17 protein-coding genes are annotated in these 22234 nt (G+C 39.1%); 10 read left to right on the plus strand and 7 right to left on the minus strand.

The genetic code is table 11. The features are described 5' to 3' along the window. Nucleotides 1–10: 10 nt before the first annotated feature. The 4 genes from ACZ41W_RS14500 to ACZ41W_RS14515 form a co-directional block, all read right to left on the minus strand. On the minus strand, nt 11–1174 hold the full coding sequence (locus tag ACZ41W_RS14500; RefSeq protein WP_464312708.1) for a SpoIIE family protein phosphatase: 1164 nt from the start codon (nt 1172–1174) through the stop codon (nt 11–13). Between the two features lies 1 nt (nt 1175). Then, the gene (locus ACZ41W_RS14505; protein ID WP_464312709.1) at nt 1176–2897 is read right to left on the minus strand and encodes a [Fe-Fe] hydrogenase large subunit C-terminal domain-containing protein; all 1722 of its coding nucleotides are present in this window, start codon (nt 2895–2897) and stop codon (nt 1176–1178) included. Beyond that, complete coding sequence (locus tag ACZ41W_RS14510) at nt 2894–3139, minus strand: NAD(P)H-dependent oxidoreductase subunit E (protein WP_464312710.1); 246 nt, start codon at nt 3137–3139, stop codon at nt 2894–2896. Before ACZ41W_RS14510 ends, ACZ41W_RS14505 begins: the two co-directional genes overlap by 4 nt. A gap of 272 nt (nt 3140–3411) precedes the next feature. Continuing rightward, entirely contained in the window at nt 3412–4260 is an 849-nt protein-coding gene (locus ACZ41W_RS14515; RefSeq protein WP_464312711.1) for a DUF4438 domain-containing protein, read from the minus strand. Between the two features lie 162 nt (nt 4261–4422). On the opposite strand from ACZ41W_RS14515, the gene ACZ41W_RS14520 reads away from it, so the two are divergent. The 5 genes from ACZ41W_RS14520 to ACZ41W_RS14540 all read left to right on the plus strand — a co-directional run bounded on the left by ACZ41W_RS14520 (nt 4423) and on the right by ACZ41W_RS14540 (nt 9802). Beyond that, on the plus strand, nt 4423–4785 hold the full coding sequence (locus tag ACZ41W_RS14520; protein WP_464312712.1) for a response regulator: 363 nt from the start codon (nt 4423–4425) through the stop codon (nt 4783–4785). 3 nt (nt 4786–4788) lie between these two features. Beyond that, nucleotides 4789–5418, plus strand: a complete 630-nt coding sequence (locus ACZ41W_RS14525) for a hypothetical protein (protein WP_464312713.1) — start codon at nt 4789–4791, stop codon at nt 5416–5418. A gap of 145 nt (nt 5419–5563) precedes the next feature. Continuing rightward, a complete protein-coding gene (locus ACZ41W_RS14530; RefSeq protein WP_464312714.1) occupies nt 5564–6337 on the plus strand; it encodes a formate/nitrite transporter family protein in 774 nt (257 codons plus the stop codon). Between the two features lie 7 nt (nt 6338–6344). After that, entirely contained in the window at nt 6345–7517 is a 1173-nt protein-coding gene (locus ACZ41W_RS14535; RefSeq protein WP_464312715.1) for a DEAD/DEAH box helicase, read from the plus strand. 8 nt (nt 7518–7525) lie between these two features. Further along, nucleotides 7526–9802: a DNA topoisomerase gene (locus ACZ41W_RS14540; RefSeq protein WP_464312716.1), complete on the plus strand. Its 2277-nt coding sequence runs from the start codon at nt 7526–7528 to the stop codon at nt 9800–9802. 52 nt (nt 9803–9854) lie between these two features. Here the strand turns inward: ACZ41W_RS14540 and ACZ41W_RS14545 are convergent, their stop codons facing one another. Continuing rightward, nucleotides 9855–10661 (minus strand): GNAT family N-acetyltransferase, encoded by an 807-nt coding sequence (locus ACZ41W_RS14545; protein ID WP_464312717.1) that lies wholly within the window; start codon nt 10659–10661, stop codon nt 9855–9857. A 143-nt stretch (nt 10662–10804) separates the two neighbouring features. On the opposite strand from ACZ41W_RS14545, the gene ACZ41W_RS14550 reads away from it, so the two are divergent. Continuing rightward, on the plus strand, nt 10805–11824 hold the full coding sequence (locus ACZ41W_RS14550; protein WP_464312718.1) for a pirin family protein: 1020 nt from the start codon (nt 10805–10807) through the stop codon (nt 11822–11824). Between the two features lie 52 nt (nt 11825–11876). Further along, nucleotides 11877–14501, plus strand: a complete 2625-nt coding sequence (locus ACZ41W_RS14555; RefSeq protein ID WP_464312719.1) for an EAL domain-containing protein — start codon at nt 11877–11879, stop codon at nt 14499–14501. Here ACZ41W_RS14555 and ACZ41W_RS14560 read toward each other — a convergent pair. Both ACZ41W_RS14560 and ACZ41W_RS14565 read right to left on the minus strand, forming a co-directional pair. Further along, complete coding sequence (locus ACZ41W_RS14560; protein WP_464312720.1) at nt 14473–15279, minus strand: alpha/beta hydrolase; 807 nt, start codon at nt 15277–15279, stop codon at nt 14473–14475. The two genes, ACZ41W_RS14555 and ACZ41W_RS14560, sit on opposite strands and share 29 nt — an antisense overlap. A gap of 21 nt (nt 15280–15300) precedes the next feature. Next, nucleotides 15301–15954, minus strand: a complete 654-nt coding sequence (locus ACZ41W_RS14565) for a helix-turn-helix transcriptional regulator (protein ID WP_464312721.1) — start codon at nt 15952–15954, stop codon at nt 15301–15303. Nucleotides 15955–16098: 144 nt separating this feature from the next. Between ACZ41W_RS14565 and ACZ41W_RS14570 the strand changes: the two genes are divergently transcribed. The 3 genes from ACZ41W_RS14570 (at nt 16099) to ACZ41W_RS14580 (ending at nt 22223) form a co-directional block, all read left to right on the plus strand. Beyond that, entirely contained in the window at nt 16099–17475 is a 1377-nt protein-coding gene (locus ACZ41W_RS14570; protein WP_464314293.1) for a tryptophanase, read from the plus strand. 339 nt (nt 17476–17814) lie between these two features. Continuing rightward, the gene (locus tag ACZ41W_RS14575; protein WP_464312722.1) at nt 17815–21273 is read left to right on the plus strand and encodes a hypothetical protein; all 3459 of its coding nucleotides are present in this window, start codon (nt 17815–17817) and stop codon (nt 21271–21273) included. Between the two features lie 212 nt (nt 21274–21485). Continuing rightward, nucleotides 21486–22223, plus strand: coding sequence for a MerR family transcriptional regulator (locus tag ACZ41W_RS14580; protein ID WP_464312723.1), 738 nt, complete (start codon nt 21486–21488; stop codon nt 22221–22223). The last annotated feature ends 11 nt before the right edge of the window (nt 22224–22234 follow it).

Raw genomic sequence — 22234 nt, forward strand, 5'->3', positions numbered from 1 at the left:
GTCACCACCATTAGTCTGTGTAGATAATCTGCACGTATTTTCCGAGCTTAGTGAGTTCTTTTTGAATGTCTCTAATAATGTTGATTTTGATACTCAAATCCATTGGAAAATCAGGATTTTGGTGAGCGGGATTGACGGCTCTACCCACCCAAAAATTAATATGAGTGGCTTCGTCTAAAAATGCTTTTAAGAGCTTTGTGACACCATCTTTTTTGTTGAAGACGGGTTCCTCACAACACGCATTCAATTTTTGTAAGTGATTGAGCGCCATCTTTAGAGTTAAGACCCCTTCAGTTACGAGATCTATGCCCTTGATTTTTGCAGTGGGTGGAATAAAAGGATCAATATACTCAAGATCTGTCACAACTTCTTCGTGGAGTTCACGTGCGATAATATTGGCAGCAGTTCCGCCACAAACGACTTTTGAACCTTTTTGAGCCATAAAAGATTTGATGACTTTTGCGTCTTTTGTTGGTTGATCGGGAGGCCCAGTGAATACTTGCGTCATCTCAGGTGTTCTAATTTTCAAAGCGACAACGGTCGCGTCGTCTCCGGGACGACCGTCGTAAAGTTTGTTACAAGTTTCAATGAGTCTTCGATTGAGCTTGTCGGCAGATACAATGGTCTGTTCTTCTAAGAATGCGCCAACATGTTGCCATTCCCAACCGTGATTGAGCATAACGCCAACACCTGCATGGATGACGCCATCTGAGCACAAGATGATTTGATCGTCGAGATGAAGTTTCATCTCAGTAATCCACACCGTCTTATCTGACGAATAGAGCTGCTTTTTCTCCGGGTAAATCAATTGATTATGGCGAATGATAAAAGCTGGGGGATTGTCATATTCAATAATACGTGCGTTGAGGTGTTCATCGATGTCAATAATTGAAAAGGTGGAATAACCGATCTTTCGGACGTTGCAAATAGGAAGCGTGTTGGTGATGGTATCAATGGTTTCGATGATATCAGAGCCGTTTTCAAGCATGGTTATCATGATTTTCGTGGTGAGAGTGGCCAAAATATTAGCTTTTACGCCACTGCCTAAACCATCCGCAAGCACCACGATGGTCCTTTTATCTGTTTTAAAAATTTCAACTTTATCGCCACAGAGTTCTTCTCCAAATTTGTTGAGCGAATAAGTTGATACATCCATATAATGAGTTGTATTCACTTTAATCGCCTCCATTTGTGAGCACGAGTTTTTTCAGTTTGTTGAGACCTACTTTTGTTTCAGCAGTGGTTTCTCCCAATAAACTGGCAATTTCTTGCGCAATCCGCATTTGTTTGTCGATGACGTGTTGACAAGTCACTAAAGTTTCTGCCTTCACGCGTTCAAATTCCTCTCGGCTATTTTCATAATCTGTAATATCGGTAAAAATGCCCACATAGATTTTTCCGTTATTGATTTTGACTAAATTCGCGTAAAACGTCTTTTCAAGTGACGTTAAATAGAGTTTTTTACTTAAATGTTCTTGCTCTGAACTCTTAATTTCATCAAAGATCGTATCTTCTATTAAAGCGGCAATTGGCCAGTAGGTCAGTTTAATTTTTGAGGCGTTGAGAATTCTATTGAATGACGGATTAACTTCTCTAATTCGAAATTCATTGTCTAAGATACAAATCGCATTTGGACTATGCTCAAAGATGATGCTTTGTAAACTTTCAGCTTTTTTCCGCAAAGTATCCATGCACATATTAATATCTGAAAGGCCACGAGAAATGGCAACTGCTTTATCATAACAGGTGCTATAACCGCATGCACCGCAATTCAATTGATCACTCTCAGAATATTTTTCCATTTGTATGAGTATTTCTGAGATTTGATCATCATTGATTACTGGAAAACTGGAGGCTTTTGGGATAAATGTTCTCAGCAACGTCACTTCTGGAACCGTACATGGGACTAAATCGGCTTCATCTGAATAAGAAACACCTTTTTCCATATGTTCTGTTACCATCGACATGCGTTTATATAAATTGGGTGCATTGCAGGGCATGTCTGGACCATTTAAGCAACTACCTGAACATATGTTGAGTTCTGCACAATATCCTTTGATTTCACCTGCTTCCACTGCTTGTAAAAAAGTGGTACAGGCATCGATACCATCTATGTGAACATAACGATAGTTTGGATTGATTCGCGTCTTTAGGTCGCTACGCCATAGACTGCCACCTAGTGGGTAAGCACGTCCACGTTTTGTGACGGGCGTATCGAAATGATCCTCTATCAGTGTTGAGGGATCGATTTTCGACTCATTGAACCACTTGGAAAGTTCATTAAATGTAATGACGGCATCGATACTATTTTTCATCTCTAATGCTTCCGCTTTTTTTGCAAGACAAGGTCCAATAAAAACTGTGACGACATCTGAGCCATAGCGCTCTTTTAAATCATAACCATGTGCTAACATGGGGGAGACAACGGGAATGACGCAATCAAGCGCGCCTTTGTAGTTGTGTTCGATGAGATAATTGCTCGACGGACAACAGCTTGTAATGATATTTTCACGCGTTGTACTTGCGATGAGTTTTTCGTATTCTAAAGAAACAATTTCAGCGCCTCTAGCCGTTTCTTCAACAATGGAAAAACCGAGTTTTTTCAAGGCAGTGACCATTTGACCAGAGGATTTAAGTTTAAATGCACCTGCAAATGATGGTGCAATAGATGCTGCAACGATTTTTTTATCTGCTAGTGCGCGCTGAACAGTATTTAGGTCTAAATGGATTTTCAGTGCGCCAGGTGGGCAATGCATTTGGCATAAACCACATTTAATACAGAGTTCGTCGATAATATGACGGCTATGATTTGTGAAAGCGATGGCTTTAGTTGGGCAAATGCGTAGACATTTGAAGCACTCGTCGCACTTGTTTTGGTCAAAATCGATAAATTTCATAGGCTGACCTTCTTATGCATTTTTTCCATAAAATCATCGACTGTATCAGGAGACAGTGAATAAATCTCTAGATTATCGACTTGAACAGAGACCGCTTCAGAGCATTTTCCCAAACAAAATGCTGATTTTAACTCAATAAGTTGCGACAACTCATGATGATCAATATACGACTGACACTTTTTAATCACCTCATACGATCCTTTTAAATGACAAGCGCTGCCGATGCATACTTTAATTTCCATAAGTGAACCTCCTAAACTCTATGTGTTAATATTATCACAAACTATGGCAAAAAACAATTTGGCACCCTTTGAAAAAATAAGATAAAAAAGTCTCAAAGAGTGCCAAATATTAAGGTAATGTTACAATGTGAACTTGATTTGAAAAAACCGCATGTTCTGAAATAAGTACAGCTAATAAATTATAACACATTCGTAATAATTATTACGTTGTTTAAATATTTAACAGCTTGTTGAAATGAAATTATAAGTTAAATAATTAACAATCATCCGAATTAGCGATAATTTTGGATATTCGCATGAGGATCGATGACCCCTTCGATAAGAGGCTTTTTACACGTCATAATAATGGTCACACCAGGTCCATGCCCAGATTTGATACAATCAGAGTGGATGATGACGCCGATGGATACCGCGTCTTTTTTCATGGCTCCAAGGCCAAACGTGCAGTCACTGTCTTCAAGTAATACGAGATCGCCAAACTTCAGAGTGTCTAATCCAAGCTCTTGTATGGCTTGAGTATCGGAGGTGATAATATCATAATCGCCTTTTTGACTATAAGGGGCACCTACACCAGATCCCATAAATCTCTGAGGAATGCGTTTTACAACAGGAACTTGAAGCTTCCCATTTTTTTCAACGATGCCCATGTTTGAAAACATATGTGGGTCAATGCTCATCACTTTAATTTCTGGATAATCGAGTAATTCAAGCCCTTGTCCATGACAGTGAATCATTATTTTATCATCGAGTGACAATTGTTCGAGTGTTTCTTGATCAAAATAGACAAGAACGTGCTCTACGCCGCCATGAGTCCCAGTTACATAACCTGTTTTTCCCTTTGCTTCACCTGTCGTAACTTTTGCTGTATTGCCAATGCAGCTAAAAATATTCAGAGCATTTGACGAACCTGCATCTGTGTGAAATAGAGAAACACCAGGCTCAACATGATCACCCGCCCATCCAAATGCAGGGTCACCTATTTTTACATTATAAGTAATACCACCTGTTGCTGGAATCACATATGAATTTCCTTCGTTATCTACGCGAAAGCCAGTGAATTGAGGGTGTCGAATAGCCCCTTGGACAGATTGTTTGACGAGTTTATCGATATTGGTTTTCATTTGAAATACCTCCCATTTTTAGTCGATTTTATTATACCATGAAATATTCAAAAGAATTATGTGATTATCATATTTTGAATCGGGTAATATTGAAACATAAGACGTGTTTTCGATACATAGACGTTGATTGATTGACTAAACATGAAATTGAAGGAGCAGTGTATGATACTAATTGTTGATGATGAAATATTTGCGTTGGACCTTGTCGTACGTAAATTAACGGGAAGTGGACTTGATTTTGCCACGTGTTCAAGTGTTCCAGAAGCGCGAGCTTTTATTGAAAGTCACCCGGATACGAGAATTGTCGTAACGGATTTGCACATGATTGGTGAAAATGGATACGATTTATTAAGATGGCTAAAGGTCATATATCCACGTATCAAACGAGTCGTTGTATCTGCCCACACACATGAAGATATGAGTTTGATGAAGACTGAACTAGAGTTAGATGGGGTGCTAAAAAAACCTATAGACGTAAAATCAGAACTGATTCCTTTGCTCATTGAACTTTTGAAAGAGGAGTAATGTATGTTTTCAATCCATCAACTATTGCTAGATTTAAATGAGTATTTTCAAGGAATTGCAGATCAAAAAAAACTCAGGTATGTCACTCAGTATTTAACGCCTGAAGTCAACATTGTGAGAGCAAGTGAAAGTGATTTAAAGCCGATATTAATTCGAAGGATTCATCAAGCCTTTGAAGAATCCATCAATGGAACTGTTCAGGTCACTGTTACATATGTGGCACCTAACTTGCTTGTGAATATCATCAATACTGAGAGCAATACGACCTATGGTGATACTCTTTTTCCGCTTGAATATCACGCGGAAGATCAATTACTTGAACAGGATATGGTGAGAAAATGGCAGATGCGAGATATTGAAATGAGCGATTTGTTGTTACTCGTGCTCAAATCCATACTCGAGCGTATCAATGCCATGGAAGCGGCATATGATACTGGCGATTATGACACGTTAAAACTCATGGTGCATAGTGCCAAGGGCTTGACGGGAAGCTATCAAATGACAGAACTTTATGAGGTGTTTATTGATTTTGATGCTCATATGAAATCGGTTACATTCATCGACGATGTGACGGCTGACTATATGGAGCAAATAAAAACCATTTTAAGTCTTATTCCGGAGCGGTATTTATAACTGCTCCATTTTAATTTGTATAAAAGATACGATGAAATTGAGTTCAATTAGGAGAGAAGGTTGGATTCGTCCTCGATTGATTGAAAAAAGACTCTAAATGAATTATAATGAGCCTTATAATGATTAGAATTTAGAGGTGTATGATATGAGCGTTTTGTCACCAAAAGAAGTTGCACAGTCATGGGTTGAAATTGGGGTTAAAAAAGTTAAAACATCTTGGTTAAAAGTATTTTTATTGGCCGCAATGGGAGGCCTTTTTATTGGTTTAGGAGGGCACGGTTATCTAGTGGTGACACAGACCATTGGTCATATTGATGTTGGATTAGCTAAACTTCTCGGCGCAGCAGTATTCCCAGTTGGGATTATGTTGGTTGTGTTTGCAGGAGGGGATTTATATACCGGAAATACTTTGATTGCAGGAGCGTGTTTTAATCGACGTGCATCTATTTTACAGTTTGTAAAAAATTTGATGATTGTTTTTATGGGAAATTTAGTGGGTGCGTTGGTATTGGTGTTTATTTTACATTATGCAGATGTCTATACTGGAACACTTGCAGAAAAAGCGATGGAAGTCGCACAGGCTAAAACGCAACTAACATTTGTCGAGGCCTTTATGAGAGGAATCCTTTGTAATATTCTCGTGGCAATTGCAGTGTATATTCAAGTAGCCAGTGATGATGTCATCGGGAAGATCTTTGCACTTTGGTTCCCAGTGATGTTGTTTGTCCTTTCGGGGTATGAGCACGTCGTAGCCAATATGTTTTTTATTCCAATGGGTGCAGCAGCGGGTGCAAGTTTGGATTGGTCATTGGTTATTTTTAAAAATGCAATTCCAGTTGCCCTTGGAAATTTAGTGGGTGGCGCAGGTTTTATTTCAGTGATGTATGGATGGATCTATTTAAAAGAAGAAAAACAATGAGGAAAATATGAGATTATTTAGTGAAATGGCGTTAAAAGAATGGGTTCTAAACGGAATTCAAAGGCAACATATCAAAGAACCAACCGATATCCAAAGATCCGTCATCCCCTTGATTATGACGGGAAAAGACATTATCGCTAAAGCACCTACGGGCACTGGAAAGACATTGGCGTATTTACTACCGAGTTTGAGTCGACTTGAAGAAAGAACGCCTCAAAAAGGAGATGCTGTTCAGATGTTGATTTTATCTCCAACGCGTGAACTCGCGCTTCAGATTCATGATGAACTTAAAAAACTACTCACAATAGATGCGCCAGAATTCGGAATTTTAGCTATTTATGGCGGTGTTGATACCCACCAACAAATCAAGAAAATCCAAAAGGGAATCGATATCGTCATTGCAACTCCTGGTCGATTAATTGATTTGATGAAGCAAGGGGTAATTGGTTTAAATAAGCTAAAAGTGTTGGTCCTCGATGAAGCGGATCAAATGTTGCACCTTGGCTTTAGAAATGAAGTGGAGTTTATTTTACAAAATTCTTGTAAAGATCAACAACTCCTTTGCTTCTCGGCTACTATGGAAAAAACGGTAAAAAAACTCGCTTATCGTTATATGAATGCGCCTGAAGTCTGTGAAGCGGATGCAGAAACAGTGATTCTAGAACATATTCGGCAGCGATTGATTGTGACCACGGATCGCTGGAAAACTGAAGCGCTTATTCATACCCTTGAGCATACGAATCCGTTTTTAGGGGTTATTTTTTGTAGAACGATTCGCCGAGTGGATAAACTTGAACTTGAACTGGGTTCGAGAGGCTATAGCTGTGAAAAATTACACGGCGAGCTTTCTCAAAATGTGAGACAACGCGTGATGAAAGCATTTCGAGAGGGCAAATTTCAATATCTTGTGACGACGGACGTCGCAGCAAGGGGACTCGATATTTCAGGTGTTAGTCATATTTACAATTTTGATTTACCTGAAACGATTGAAGGCTATGTTCACAGAATTGGTCGCACGGGCAGAATGGGAAAAGAAGGGATGGCAATTTCACTCATGACGTCAAAAGATGAAGTTTTTGTGAAAGAACTTGAAGACATCATTGAAATGACCATTGAAAGACAGCCTTATGAACGTCCTGAAGACTTTATAGACAGGACGCATAAAAATCAGAAAGAGTGAATAACCATATGGCAAAAGTAATCATTGCAGAAAAACCTTCTGTTGCAAGAAATATCGCAGAAGCAATTGAAGCAAAACAAAGACGAGATGGATATTTAGAGGGAGAACACTATATTGTCACTTGGGCATTTGGTCATCTGTTGGAGTTATTTGACTCGAAAGATTACGATGATAAAATGTCCAGTTGGCGTTTGGAAAATTTTCCTTTTATTCCTGAACAATTTAAATATAAAGTCAAGCTGGATTCCAGTAATCGAAAAGTTGTCGATGAAGGGGCTTTAAAACAAATCGAGACAATTCGTGCATTAATCAATCGACAAGAGGTAGATGGCGTCATACACGCATGCGATTATGACCGAGAAGGTCAAATTATCGGCGATATCATATTGGATTATCTCGAAGTGAACAAGCCGATCTATCGATTGCTTTTGAACGAATGGACTTCTGATGAAGTAAAAAATGGTCTAAAGAAGCTCGTGGATAATCAGGAAATGATGCCTTTAAAGGATGCCGGAATCAGTCGTCAATGGGCAGACTGGATCATCGGTATCAACTTAACATCGGTTGCTTCACTGAAATATCAAAGAGGATCTACAAAACCACTGAATATAGGTCGTGTACTGTTGCCTACGCTTAAAATCATCTATGATCGCGATATGGAGATAGAGCATTTTATAAAAGAAGAGTTTCATAAACTGATGGCGACATTTGAAACATCTCGGGGTGAGTCTTATGAAGCGACTTATTTTGAAGAAGGCAAGGATCGGTTTGAATCAAAGGAAACATTAGAGGCCATTAAACACGCTTTAAATGGTCAGTCTTTTCATATATCAGATAAAGTGGTTGAACTCAAGAAGGAGTACCCACCAAGTTTATTCAACTTATCGGGATTACAAGGCTATATTACGAGTAAGTACAAGGGGTGGACGTCAGATAAGGTTCTAAAAGTTGCTCAAGAACTCTATGAAAAGAAACTCATCACGTATCCGAGAACGGCGAGTTTGGCACTTGAAGAAACGTTGATTGACAAGGCTCAGAAGGTTTTGATGGTCCATAAAAAAGGATTGCCATACGAACCAGAAATTCAGTTTCATACGCAAAAGCGTGTATTTGATAATGCGAAAGTTGAAAGTCATAGTGCGATTATTCCAACCTATATGGTGGCGAAAGGATTATCTGCAGATGAGAAAGCCGTTTATGATGCAGTGAAAAATCGTTTTGTGATGCAGTTTATGCCGATTGCTGAACATGAAGAAGTAACGGTGACGACGATGCCTAAATGTGAATTTCAAGGGGCATTTATCTCAAAAGGACGGACACAGCTCGTCGAAGGATGGAGAAAAGTTGAAAAAATACAGTCTAAAGAAAAGACGTTGCCGATGCTTGAAATCTTGGAGGACGTTCGACTGTTAAAATATAAAATCGATACAAAGGGGACGCAACCTCCTAAGCATCATACTGAAAAAACGTTGTTGCGCGTCATGGAAACTTGCGGGAAAAAACTGAAATCCCCTAAAAAAGAGGCTACAGGTCCTTTAGTTGAAACGGATGCATCAGAAGAAGATGATGAAGAGTCGGATAGTGAGCAAGAGGAGTCGGTTGATACCCTAGGTATTGATGTCGATGCAGTTGTGTCTGAGGAAGAAGAGGCTTTGGTACAGGCGATTCTCAGTGGTTTTAGCATTGGAACACCGGCAACTCGAGCTGAGACGATAACGAAACTTAAACGCGTGGGATATATCGCCGTAAAAGGGAAATCGCTGTATTGCACGGAGATGGGACGTAGTCTCGTTGAGAATTTTCCAGTTAAGACGCTTTTTGACTTAGAGTATACGGGTCGACTTGAAAAAACATTGTCGGATATCAGCAAAGGCGAAGTTGCAAAACAGAGTTTTATGGAAACGATTACACAATTTACTTGTGATGCAGTGGATAAAATCAAGAAAGATGCATTTCACGTCATTGGTTCTGAAGTTCACACACCAGTGCACGAAGGTTCACTTGGAAAGTGTCCAGATTGTGGTTCCGATGTCGTCGAAACCGAAAAGGGATTTGGCTGCACCAACTGGAAAGGTGGTTGTAAATTTGTCGTGTGGAAAAACGACAAATTTTTGGCGAGTTTACAAGTAAAACCTAGCCGAGGAACGGTGCAAAGGTTATTAAAAAACGGCGCAGTTTCAAGTAATCAATTCGTCAATAAGAAAGGCGTCAAGTTTTCAGCGACTTTAAAGTATGAAAAAAATGCCGAAACAGGTTATTACAGCTGGAAAATGATGTTTCAATAAAAAAGCAAGAGAAAGTACTTCAAGTACTTCTCCTGCTTTTATTTTTTTGCGATTATTTTTTCTTTATACCAAACCAGTTGATGACATCTACTTTTTTAAAGCCCAATGATTCAGCCAATTTCACCGACGCTTGATTATGGAGGTGAATGTGTAAATATGGCGTTTCACCTTTTGCTAAAATTGCATTGACGAGAAATTTTGTCAGATGATGCCCTAGTCCACGTCTCCTATAAGCTTCAAGTGTGTACATAATGCCCATGGAGCCATCTTCTCTTTGAACGACCCAAGAAACAGGAACATCACTATCTCGTAAGCAAAAAGTCAATTCGTTTTCGATGATATCGCGAATATAATTGGGTCCATCATCAGGAAACGTATAATAATGAAATACCGTGTCAACATCTGAAAGTTTTAAAGTGTCAATGGTTAATGATTGAAAAGGCTCATTGGCGTCCACCGCATAAGGCGGGCCATCATATATATATAAATGACAAGGTTCTTGCCAAACCAGTTCATATGCAGGTAGATTGAGGATGGAAAGCGCTTGATCTTGAGGAATGCCACCAAATATAAGTTCATCAGGATGCCTGTGATCATCAAGGCCCTCTAATGATAAAAACTGTTCTAAATCCGAGGCAGTCAAAGTGGAATCTTCTAAGTAAGGGATGATAATATCCGTTGATTTTAAGGAGAAAATTTTGTCTGTACGATAGATATCAGCTACTAATCTCGTGTTGTTGACACGCTGAATGAAATTAATATAGCGATGAGGTTTTGATAGAACAGCCTCAATTTCTTTTATGCTGAGGAGTTTTTTGTCTGTACAGATTTGCTTGAATTTCAGTTCAGATGATGTCATAGTGTCCTCCAAATAATGTGATTGAATTCACAAATAGATTATATCATTGTTAGTATGCAAAATCAAAGTGAGCTTTGATTTAAGAATAATGAGTTGGGTATATAGTAGGTAACGTTAAAATCACCTGTTTGAAGGAGGATATTATGTCACATCGAATTTTGAGAATACAAAAAATCGATTTACACTGGGAGATGGAAAATCCGTTTCTATTTTGTGCACACCATAAAGATCACTATCCACGTGGAAATGATAGACAAGAACCTGTTATTCCTTTAACAGATCGAGAGCTTGGTGAAGATTTTGCTGTGAAAGACGGTTTTAGAATGTATCACGGTACAAAAATACCGGGTTTTCCGATGCATCCTCATAGGGGATTTGAAACAGTGACGATTGTAACCAAAGGTGTTGTCGATCATTTTGATTCGAGTGGTGCATATGGGCGATATATGAGCGGCGATGTTCAGTGGCTCACCACGGGTTCAGGATGTCAACATTCAGAAATGTTTCCTCTTGTCTCAATGGAATCAGAAAATCCACTTGAGATTTTTCAAATTTGGTTGAATCTAAAAGCGATTAAAAAAATGTGTAAACCTGAGTACAGAATGTTGTGGCGTGAAGATATTCCCAAAGTCCATTTTGAGGATGTAAAGGGCAATGTTGGAACTGTTACCATCATTGCAGGTCAATTTGGTGGAATAAGTGCACTAGAACCCAATGCAAATTCATATGCACTTAATCCAGAGCATCATGTCAATATATTTTTAATTGAAATGGCACCTTATATGTCCATGACATTGCCTAAAGTATCCGCTACATTGAATCGCAATTTATATTTTTATGAAGGCGAAGAAATTGGTATTGCATCTGAAAAAATTGCAAAATCGCATCGTATTAAACTCGATGGCAATGAATCGATTGAAATACAAAATGGACCATCAAGAAGTTATTTACTGCTTCTAGAAGGAGAGCCGATTCAAGAAACTGTTGTAAGTCACGGTCCTTTTGTTATGAATACAGAACAAGAAATCGCCAATGCGTTTAGCGATTATAAACATACGCACTTTGGTGGTTGGCCTTGGAAACGATCAGATCCAGTGAATGAACAAGATGCAGGTAGATTTGCGAAATATAGTGATGGTAAAATTGAAAAAAAGAGTGACTAAAAGAACGAGCAAACCCTTCTTAATCTGAAGTAAATTTTTGAAGGAGGACATCATGACACGCCCTAAGAACACTCAAATGTCATTACCTAAAAACTTAAAATTATCTACCAAACTGTGGCTATGGGCAATGGGCTTAGTTGTTTTTTCTATGATTATTTTTGGATTTGTCACTTACGCACGTACCACTGAAATCCTCCAAGAAAAAGAAGTGGATTTGCTATCAAATTCAGTTCATATCATCTATCAAATGGCAGAAGTTGAAAATCAAAATTTTATTGAAGGCGTGACTTCTTTAGAAGGTGCTAAACTTAATGTACTCAAGTTGGTTAATAGTAGTGAACCTGATCATTTAGGTGAATTAGGTTATTATTTGATTATGGATTCGAAAGGTCAAATGATTTCGCATCCGACGCTTTCGGGCACAGATGCCTATTCATTAACGGATGAGAGTAAAGAGCAAAAGGCATTTATTCGTGAAGCAATTGAAAAGGCAAAAGTTGGGGGTGGTTTAACCCAGTATCAATGGCAGTATCCTGATCGTGATGAAATCGGAAATAAAGTGATGTACTCAGTGTATTTTGAACCTTGGGATTGGGTCATTGCTTCGACTGCTTTTATTGATTTTACTCAAAATAATGCAATGAGCGTCGTGTTTGAAATGATCAAAGGATTTGTCATCATCATTGTTTTGGCATTTATCGTGATTCGGATATTTATGGATCACTTGATGTATCCGATTCATAAACTACTTGAAGGCATGCAGTTTGCAGAAAATGGCATCTATGCAACCATTGATTCAGAAGGAAGATCAGACGAGTTAGGTGAGTTGATTACGGGTTATAATCGTATGGCGCTATCGACGAAAGGTACGCAAGAAACCCTAATTGAGCATAATTCTGAACTTGAAGAGGCTAATCGAGAAATTCAAGCGCTTTATGAAGAAATGCTCGCTTCTGAAGAAATGCTTAGATACAACTATGATGAACTTGAACGGTATCGTTTGGCCCTTGAAGAGGAAAAAAATAATTACCGAAAAATACTGATCGCCAGCAATGAAACGTATTGGCAGTATGATTTTGATAAAAAAGAAATTTCGGTGACGAACTTTTTGAAAAGTCTCCAAACAGAGATTTATTCAATGGATTTATTCTTAACGAGGGTTCATCCAGATGATGTGGATGCAATCTTAGTGTATTTTGATAATCATCGCACTTTGGAAGCAGAACAGTCAATTTTTCACTTGAAATTCCGCATGATGATTTATCTCAATGAAGGCATTTATAATTGGTTTGAATTATTAGGTATTCGAGAGGAACATGCATTATTTGGCTCTCTATCAGATATCCATCAAGAAGTGGTCAATAAAGAACGGATTGAATTTTACGCTTTTCATGATCCTGTATTGGGACTTTATAACATGGATTTTCTGAATGATATGGTGCATAATTCGGTACTTGCAGAAGTGGAAAACAGCGATGATTATTTTGTTCTTTTAGTCATTGGTATTGTGGGATACGATAGAATCCTCAACGCCTATGGAAAAAACTTAACAGACATAACGACGTTTCAGTTAAGTGCAGAAATTAGCGCGATTTTTCATGATGCAAAATATATTTCAGTGCTTCATAGTGGTCGATTTGCCATCTGGATGGCATCTGAACGTTTTTATGAAAGTAAAGATGAGAAACTCAAACGAATGGAAGTTGCACTAAAAAATCAAGTGGGGATTTTTTCGAACTTTGAAATGCCTGTTAATTTGGCATATGGCGCTACCATGGTGAAAACAGGCTCTAAAGATGGCACTTCAGCAATATCAGAAGCTGAAACGGCATTTGAAGTCGCTGTTAGCAAAGGTGATTTTACGGAGATTCAGTGGTATGATGACTCGTTAAAAGTCAACAAAGATCGGGTCCTCAGCATTGAACAACATCTTTTCAAAGCAATTGAGCGTGGGGAATTTTCTATTGTGTTTCAGCCACAATTTGAAAGTATCGATCAAGGATCCATATTTGGATTTGAGGCACTATTGAGGTGGAAGAGCAACGAGCTCGGGTATGTATCACCGAATGAATTTATTCCACTTGCCGAATCACTGGATTATATCAACGTCATTGGGCGATATGTCATCGATCATACTGTGGCATTTATCGAGAATCAAAAAAAGAATGGTCGTCACGTAAAGGTTGCCATTAATTCATCTTACAAAGAACTGTTGCAAAATGATTATGTGCAGTATTTAGCAGAAAAGCTTGTGAAACATCATGTAGATGTGAGTCAAGTGCATATTGAAATTACAGAAACGACGATTTCTGAATATATCGATATCGTTTTAGAAAATCTCAATAAACTCATTGAACTCGGTTTTCAAATACACATGGATGACTTTGGCACTGGGTATTCATCGCTTTATCAACTGGGGAGAATGCCAATTCAAGTGTTGAAAATCGACAAGAGTTTTGTTTGGGCACTAGAACCTGATTTGAAGATGAGGACACTAACCAAATTGATTATCGATGTGGCTCATCGGATGGATATGAAAATTATTGCAGAAGGTGTTGAGACACTGAAACAATATGAACTGCTGAAACAGATGGGGTGTGATATTTATCAAGGGTATTTGATGTCTAAGCCACTATCAGAAGAGGAAGTCAACTTGTTGTATCAAAAAATCGAATAAAGTCATCTAAGAAATATGCATGCGCTCGAAGCGATGCATATTTTTTTTCGCGCTCACTATAGTGATGATCAGTGCCAAGCTGCTCGATATAACTATATTCAGAGTATGGAAGAGTGTTCGCTTTCAAATAAGTACGAAATGGATTCCAGTCAGAGTCAGCGCTCAAAGTGGATTTTTTCGTTTCATAAGCAAAGACAAACGGAAATAAAGCCGGTTCCGATAGTTTTGAAAGGTGATTTGCCGGAGACCAAGTGTCGATTTGTTCAATGGTAGGAGCATACGTACCAAAAATAGACGCATACATCCATTCGTACGTCGATTCTAAATGTACTTCTTTTGGAGGTGATAAATCCAAAATAGGATCGCCCAGAACGAGGTAGTTGGCTGTGGTTTGACCATTTTCAAGCGCCATAAGTGTTTGAGAAAGCACTAAGTGAGCTGCGACGCCAGTACCCAAAACAACGATTTTAGAGGGATTGACAGAAAGTCCTTGAGACTGATCGCGAACCCACTTGATGGCATCTGTTAACTGATTTTGCGGAAAGGGAAATCTTGCGAACGGCGTGCCAATGCCGTGGAACAGGATAAAAACCTGAAAACCTTTTGCGAGTAGTTGAATCGCGATGTCATCTGCCTTTTCGGCATCGTGATGAAGGTAATATTGACTTGGAACAATAATCGCAGCAGGACGCATAACGTCTTGAGGATATTCGTGCAAATAACAGGTCATCGAGATGTCAGGCAATGCTGCATTTGGCGTATGGGTTTGAATGATCATGATGTACTCCTAAAGTGTGTTTTACACGCGATTGATCTTACTGAGGTAACGATAAATAGTCGCTTCGGATGTATCTAAAACAGCGGCAACTTGACTTACCGCACCTTTCATCAAAAAGAAATTCTCTTGATTGAGTTGACGAACGACGCTGATTTTTTCATCTGTGGTAAGACGAGTGGTTTCGATAGAAGTTTGCCCAGTCACCTTGGTAATGATGGAGAGAATCATCTCTTTTGGCGTTGCTTGCAAGATGTCGAGGTCCAGCGTTTCGGATTCTGATGGTGTTTGATCTGGCATAAAAGCAAGTTGTTGAAGGACTTCTAGTGCTTTTTGATAACGGGTGACATCTGTGCTTACCATGAGAACGCCTCTTGGATTTCCCATTTTATCTAGGATAATATAGCTATTCGAACGCAGTTTTGTGCCATCTTTCGCATAACTCGTGTGATTGAGATAATAGGGTGGTAAGTCGGTGCCTTTGTCTTTTAATTTTGAAATAATGAAGTTTGAGAGTGGATCGCCTATTTTTCGACCACTGATGCCTCCATTGTGGATGGCGATAACCGAGTGATCGATATCGTCCAAACTAAACAGAATCACCTCACTGCTAGTATCTAAGCAACCACCTAAAAATTGTACCATATGCTGATATGCTGTAAAATCAAAGTCTATCATTCAAACACCTCGGGTCAGTCATTTTCTATTCTATTGTACCATGTAATAAACGGTTGTAAATCGAGAATCAATCGTGTATAGTGAAAATATAATAAAAAATTCTCACTATAATAAAAAATTATTACGGAGGGTCATATGTCTCAAATTAAACATCCGGCAGAACCATTTAAAATTAAAATGGTGGAACCTTTAAAGAAAACCACAAAAGAAAGACGATTGAAAGCACTTGAAGAAGCGGGCTTTAATCCATTTTTATTAAAATCAGATGACGTGTATATCGATTTGCTCACTGACAGTGGTACAGGCGCTATGAGCGACAATCAATGGGCGGGAATCATGCTCGGAGACGAGTCATATGCAGGTAGTCGTAACTACTACAATATCGTCAATGCCGTTAAGGACATTTTCAAATATGACTATGTCGTACCAACGCATCAAGGCCGTGGTGCAGAACAAGTCTTATTCCCAATTTTATTAAAACCAGGTCAATACGTATTAAGCAATCACCACTTTGACACGACAAAAGGACACGTGGAGCTTGCTGGTGGTAAAGCGAGAAACTTCTTATTGCCACAAGCAACGGATACGACGACTTACTATGACTTTAAAGGAAACTTCAATATTGAAGCTGCAGAAGCTTTTATTCAAGAAGTGGGCGCGGACAATGTTGCGTTTTTCATCATGACTGTGACGAATAATTCAGTGGGTGGCCAACCAGTGTCAATGGCAAACATGAAAGCACTTAAGGCACTTGCAGATAAGTATAACAAAATCATCGTCATGGACTCAGCGCGTTTTGCAGAAAATGCGATGTTCATTAAACAAAGAGAAGCTGGCTATGAAAATGCTTCAATCATCGATATTACGAGAGAAATGTATTCTTATGCAGATATGCTGACGATGAGCGCGAAAAAAGATGCCATCGTCAACATGGGTGGTATGATTGCAATTAAGTCAAATGAGGACATCTTTAAAGCGGCACAAGGTAGATGTGTTCCAATGGAAGGATTTGCAACGTATGGTGGACTTTCTGGAAGAGACATGGAAGCACTTGCAAGAGGCTTATATGAAGGGATTGACGAAAACTATCTCGAATACCGCCTTGGCCAAGTGAAATACCTTGGAGACAAATTAATGGAAATTGGCGTTCCAATTCAATATCCAACGGGTGGTCACGCTGTATTTGTCGATGCACGTAAAATTTTACCGCATATACCAGGCGCACAATTCCCAGCACAAGCACTTTGTAATGCGCTTTATCTCGAATCAGGCGTTCGCGCAGTTGAGATTGGCTCATTCTTATTGGGCAGAAATCCTGAAACGGGCATCCAAGAAGAGTCAGCACTTGAACTCGTGCGTTTGACGATTCCAAGAAGAGTGTATACTCAAAGTCATATGGATGAAATCGTTGACGGATTTGCTAAAGTGATGGCGATCAAAGATCAATTAACCGGACTTGACTTCGATTATGAACCAGCAGTGTTAAGACACTTTTTAGCGAGATTGCGACCATTAAAGTAAGTATAAAAACACATTAAGTATATTTTTCTGGTAAACATTGAACCGTCTAAAAGTAAGGCAAACTAAATAAAAATTTAAAAGTCATAAAGACTGATTTCTACGTGTGGTCCTTTAAAACACGTGCGAGATCAGTCTTTTGTTTTGTCAGATTCTATGCCACGCAAAATTATCAGAAATTTTAGAAAACTATACGAAAAAGATAAACGAAACATTCATCCTATGTTAAACTGTCTATAATGAAATAAAATTTTTAAGTGTGATATGCATTTTCTCAGTCCAGTGAATAGAACGACTGAACTTGGGTAAATGTCAGTCATTACAGTGAAACGAGGAGGCGTTATGAGCAATCGAAAAAAACTCGGAATTGAATACGGCGACATCAATCCTATCACAACGAGTGAAGATAGAATTAAGTACATCAATTTCAAATTGGCATCTTTAGAACTCCCCATCTATCATCCAGTTAATCGACAAAATGAAGCGGGCGAATACTTCATTAACTTATTTGATGACATTATTAAAGACTATAAAGAAAAATCCAGAATGGTGGATGTCAATGAAATCGGCATTCACAAGAGAATTAATCAGTTTTTTGAAGGTTATTTCAAAGGGTACGCACAAATACCCAAAGTTGTCGACACGTATTTTACACTCGATTACTATGGCCTAGCGAGAGAACTTTCACTACCGCCTGATGGAACGACATTTACCAACGAATACATCAATAGCTATCGAATCAAGCAGGGCATTCTCAACAATCCTAAAAATGATCGACGAACCACAAAAGGCTCATTTCATATCGTTGAAGGTGGTATGCCGATTCCATATGATAAAAAAGCAGTCCCTATGGAAACGTTTATGAAGCTTTATGCAGCGGCATTTAATCCACCTGAGTCTCTGATGGAGCTTCCATTTACTTCGAAGCAGACTTCGAAAGCAAAGACATTTGTGGCGCTACATGTAAAGCCAATCGTCTCTCCAGAAGTCCCTGGTGTTCATAATCAAAAAACAATGGAAATCCTCTGTGTTGCACCGGGAAGCCTCGTTTCCAACCTGGATTTTCTTGAATCTGTCTTTGGAAATGCCGGCGATCCAAGTTATCACGGCAATGATTCCGGACTCGATGTAGACGGTTGGTCGGGCCATACAGGGTATTTATTATTAGCCCCACATCTGAGCAAACTTAAAAAAATCGACTTAGGTCTTCCGAGTTATGAAGTTGCAACTGAAAGGCAACGTCGTGACGGCATGTGCTATATGCATGAAGAAGAACTCTATAATGATGGTGAAGCCTTTAAAGTGACGTGCCGAGGATCGAACGGAGTCACCGTAACGCTGATCGCCGATAACTATTTTGGCTATTCAAAAAAAGAAATCAAAACGCAAATTAGCTATGCTGCTAACTTATTTGGCAATGTCGAAGAAGAACATGCTGGTGGTACCATTGCATTTCCTCAAAGAAATGTTGGGGAACTCTACAACGCCCTAGAAGACAAGCGCTTAATCGGTTACACATTTGATGAAATTAAACAAAATTATAGCGATATCATGACACTTTACCCAGAAAACTACGGTGTAGACAAATACAATCATCAGATTGTGTACCTTCCTGAAAACGTAGAAGTGGATCTTAAACAAACACAGATACGATGGACGTATCACGAAAAAACACACGCGATTAAATTGAAACCGTCCTACACGTATATTCTTCCAAATGGCGAAAAAATTCACATGGAAAAACATCCTGAAGCACCGACTTGGAAAGTCATCAGCACTGACGCTGAAGGGACATTTTGCCATAAGCCATGTACCGTATCAGGCGGCGGAAAATCGGAAATTTCGAAATCCATCAACAACTCCATCATCTATGGAACCTACTATGTCAACGACCTCCAGTCGGATTTGGACTATGTAGAAACCATTTTGAAATACGACTATCGCTATCGTTGGAAAGACTATCCAGACCGCACCAGAGCATCCAGACCTATTTTATCACCCGAAAGAAGTTTGGGTTCTGTGATCAAATTGCTTTCGCCATCACCTGACTATTCTGAGGTGTTTAACACGTATCTCAACGCCATTCCAAATCACGTCAAAGCGCTGGTATTTATGGTAAAACGATTCTATCAGACATCATGGGGTGACGATTGGAGAAAACATTTCACCGTGGACATCATCGATGGAAAACCGGGAAATGAAATTAATTATGACGGAAGAAAGATTCGTCCGAGCTATTTAAGAGTTGGATTTGGTCAAGATAAGGCGTGGAGAATCTTTAAACTCCGCATGGACTTCATGCCGAGTGAAAAAATTCAGATGGAAGATGACGTGACGGCGTCGCTGCTTGTTCCGGCGAGACAACTCAGTTATCTCAGTCCAGAGTATCACAATTCCAGTTATAAATTTGTGACAAACTGTGAATATCGTTTCTTTCAAAGACCAGACGATGCCATCCATAAAGGGTATGATCGTCAAGCTGAACTGGATTTATCCAGTGGAAACTTATTTGTGACAAACTTTCAACCTCTAACAAAACCGGATGTTCAGGCTCTACAGGAAGATGTTTTAGAGTACGTTAAGTATACAGATCCTGTAAAAGCACACATCGAAGACTTCTTAAAAGGGGATGACAGCTACTGCGTTGTTTCTTCTGAACCTAGAATCGTAGGAGATGCACCAAGTAAAAATCCAAGATACCTTGAGCATCGATCGGATTTTATCGATCCTTCAAAATCTTATATTGCCGATATTGGCGTTCGATTTGCACGAAAAATTCCATTGACGACGCCTGTATTATCGCCAGTCAATTCGATATTAGCAGGAAGACGCAATAATCCTGCTGGCCTTGAAAATGGCAAAAAAGTACCGCCACTTGCGGTTTATAATCCCCTCCATTATCAAGAGTTCCCAGAACTCTTTATGGACTTTATTAGTAGTTTAACGGGTAAATCGCCCTCTACCACTGGTGCTGGCTCAGAAGGGGCACTGACAAAGGCGCCGTTTAATATGATGTTGCCAATTTATGACCTAAACAATGCACTTTTATCCTATGTACTTGGCGATTATCACGTATTTACCACGCCTGCTGGTCATATAGGTAGACAAGTCAGAGTGGATCATGATATCTCCATATTGATACCGGAGCTTTGGTCGCGTCTTGACGAAACCGAACGCGATCCAAAACGCCTCATTAAAGAAGGCGCATTTGAGAAAATCGAAGATTTTGAGTATCATGGCATACGCGTTCCGGCGAGTCGATTGGGTTATCGAATGACCTCGGTCTTTTGCTATCGCTATTTGGGAAAAATCTTTGATGAACCACAAATGGTATTTGACGAAGCCATACTAAGACCTGAAAGCCAAAGCATGGATGACTTTGTCGATGGCATCATGAATATTGCCAATGGTCATAAAAAAGCAGCGCTTGATTATTTTGAAGATGGAAGCATCGACGTGGCCATTCCGCCACTTAAAGCGCTTTTGCACATCATGGTACACGGACATTTTGAAGGTAAAGACATCAACGATCCATGGATTCGCCAGCAATTTGAAAAAGAAACCATTTTAGCGAGTGACTGGTATGCGAATCGGTTGAAACGCAAACAAGCAATTGATATTGAGTTGGTTCAAAATAAAATCCACATGCTTGAACGCTTTATGGCCAACAGCATGAACGCGCCAATCGTGAAAAACTTCAAATATGACGAGCGATTGGCATATGCGAAAGAACAACTGTCTAAAGTGAGTTCGAGTGAGTATTTAGAGTCCCTTGTAGGGTATATTGGGGCAAGCGTATAAATGTATAAGTCGTAAACGCATGTATGGTTTAAAGAGCTTCGTTTAATGTTTATTGTGTAATATAAAAAGCATTTATATGATCAAAAATCTATCTCGGTGATGCTTAGAGAGATTATTTGAGATGTAAATGCTTTTTTTTAGAAAAAAGCTTGACACTCACGTTACGTTATAGTGCATAGTAAGAGTATAGGATCCTATTGAAAGGCGGAAACATGAAACTAAAAATTAATGAAGTGTCGAAATTGACAGGCATAACAGTGAGAACGTTACATTACTATGATGAAATTGATTTGTTAAAACCAAGTGAAGTAACGGATACGGGTTACCGGATTTATGATGATGAGGCAATTCAGCGGCTACAGGAGATTTTGTTTTTTCGAGAATTAGAATTCTCATTAAATGAGATCAAAGCACTTTTAACCTCCTCTTCGTACAATCGCAAAGAAGCATTGTTAAAGCATAAAGAGTTGTTATTGATCAAGCAAAAGCGACTGGATGGGCTGATTCAGCTTGTCAACGACACGTTAGAAGGAGAAGAAAAGATGAATTTTAAACCATTTGATATGAGCGAAATTGAAAAAGCAAAAGAAGCCTATTCTGAAGAAGTCAAAGAGCGATGGGGACAAACGGATGCCTATCGTGAAAGCGCTCAAAAAACTAAGCACTATCAAGAAGCAGACTGGAAAGAAATTAACGAAAAAAGCGGTGAAATCTTTAAGGCATTTAATGAACTGAAAACAACAGACCCAACGAGCGAAACAGCACATCAGCTGGTTAAAAAGTGGCAAGATTATATCACACAGTACTTTTACCAGTGTACAGATGATATTTTAGCGGGACTTGGTTTAATGTACGTATATGATGAACGTTTTAAAGAAAACATCGATCAGTACGGCGAAGGCACTGCTCAATTTATGTCGGATGCAATCGCAAGTTATTGCAAAAAATAATGTGCAATCAA

It is taken from the genome of Fusibacter fontis (assembly GCF_055378735.1).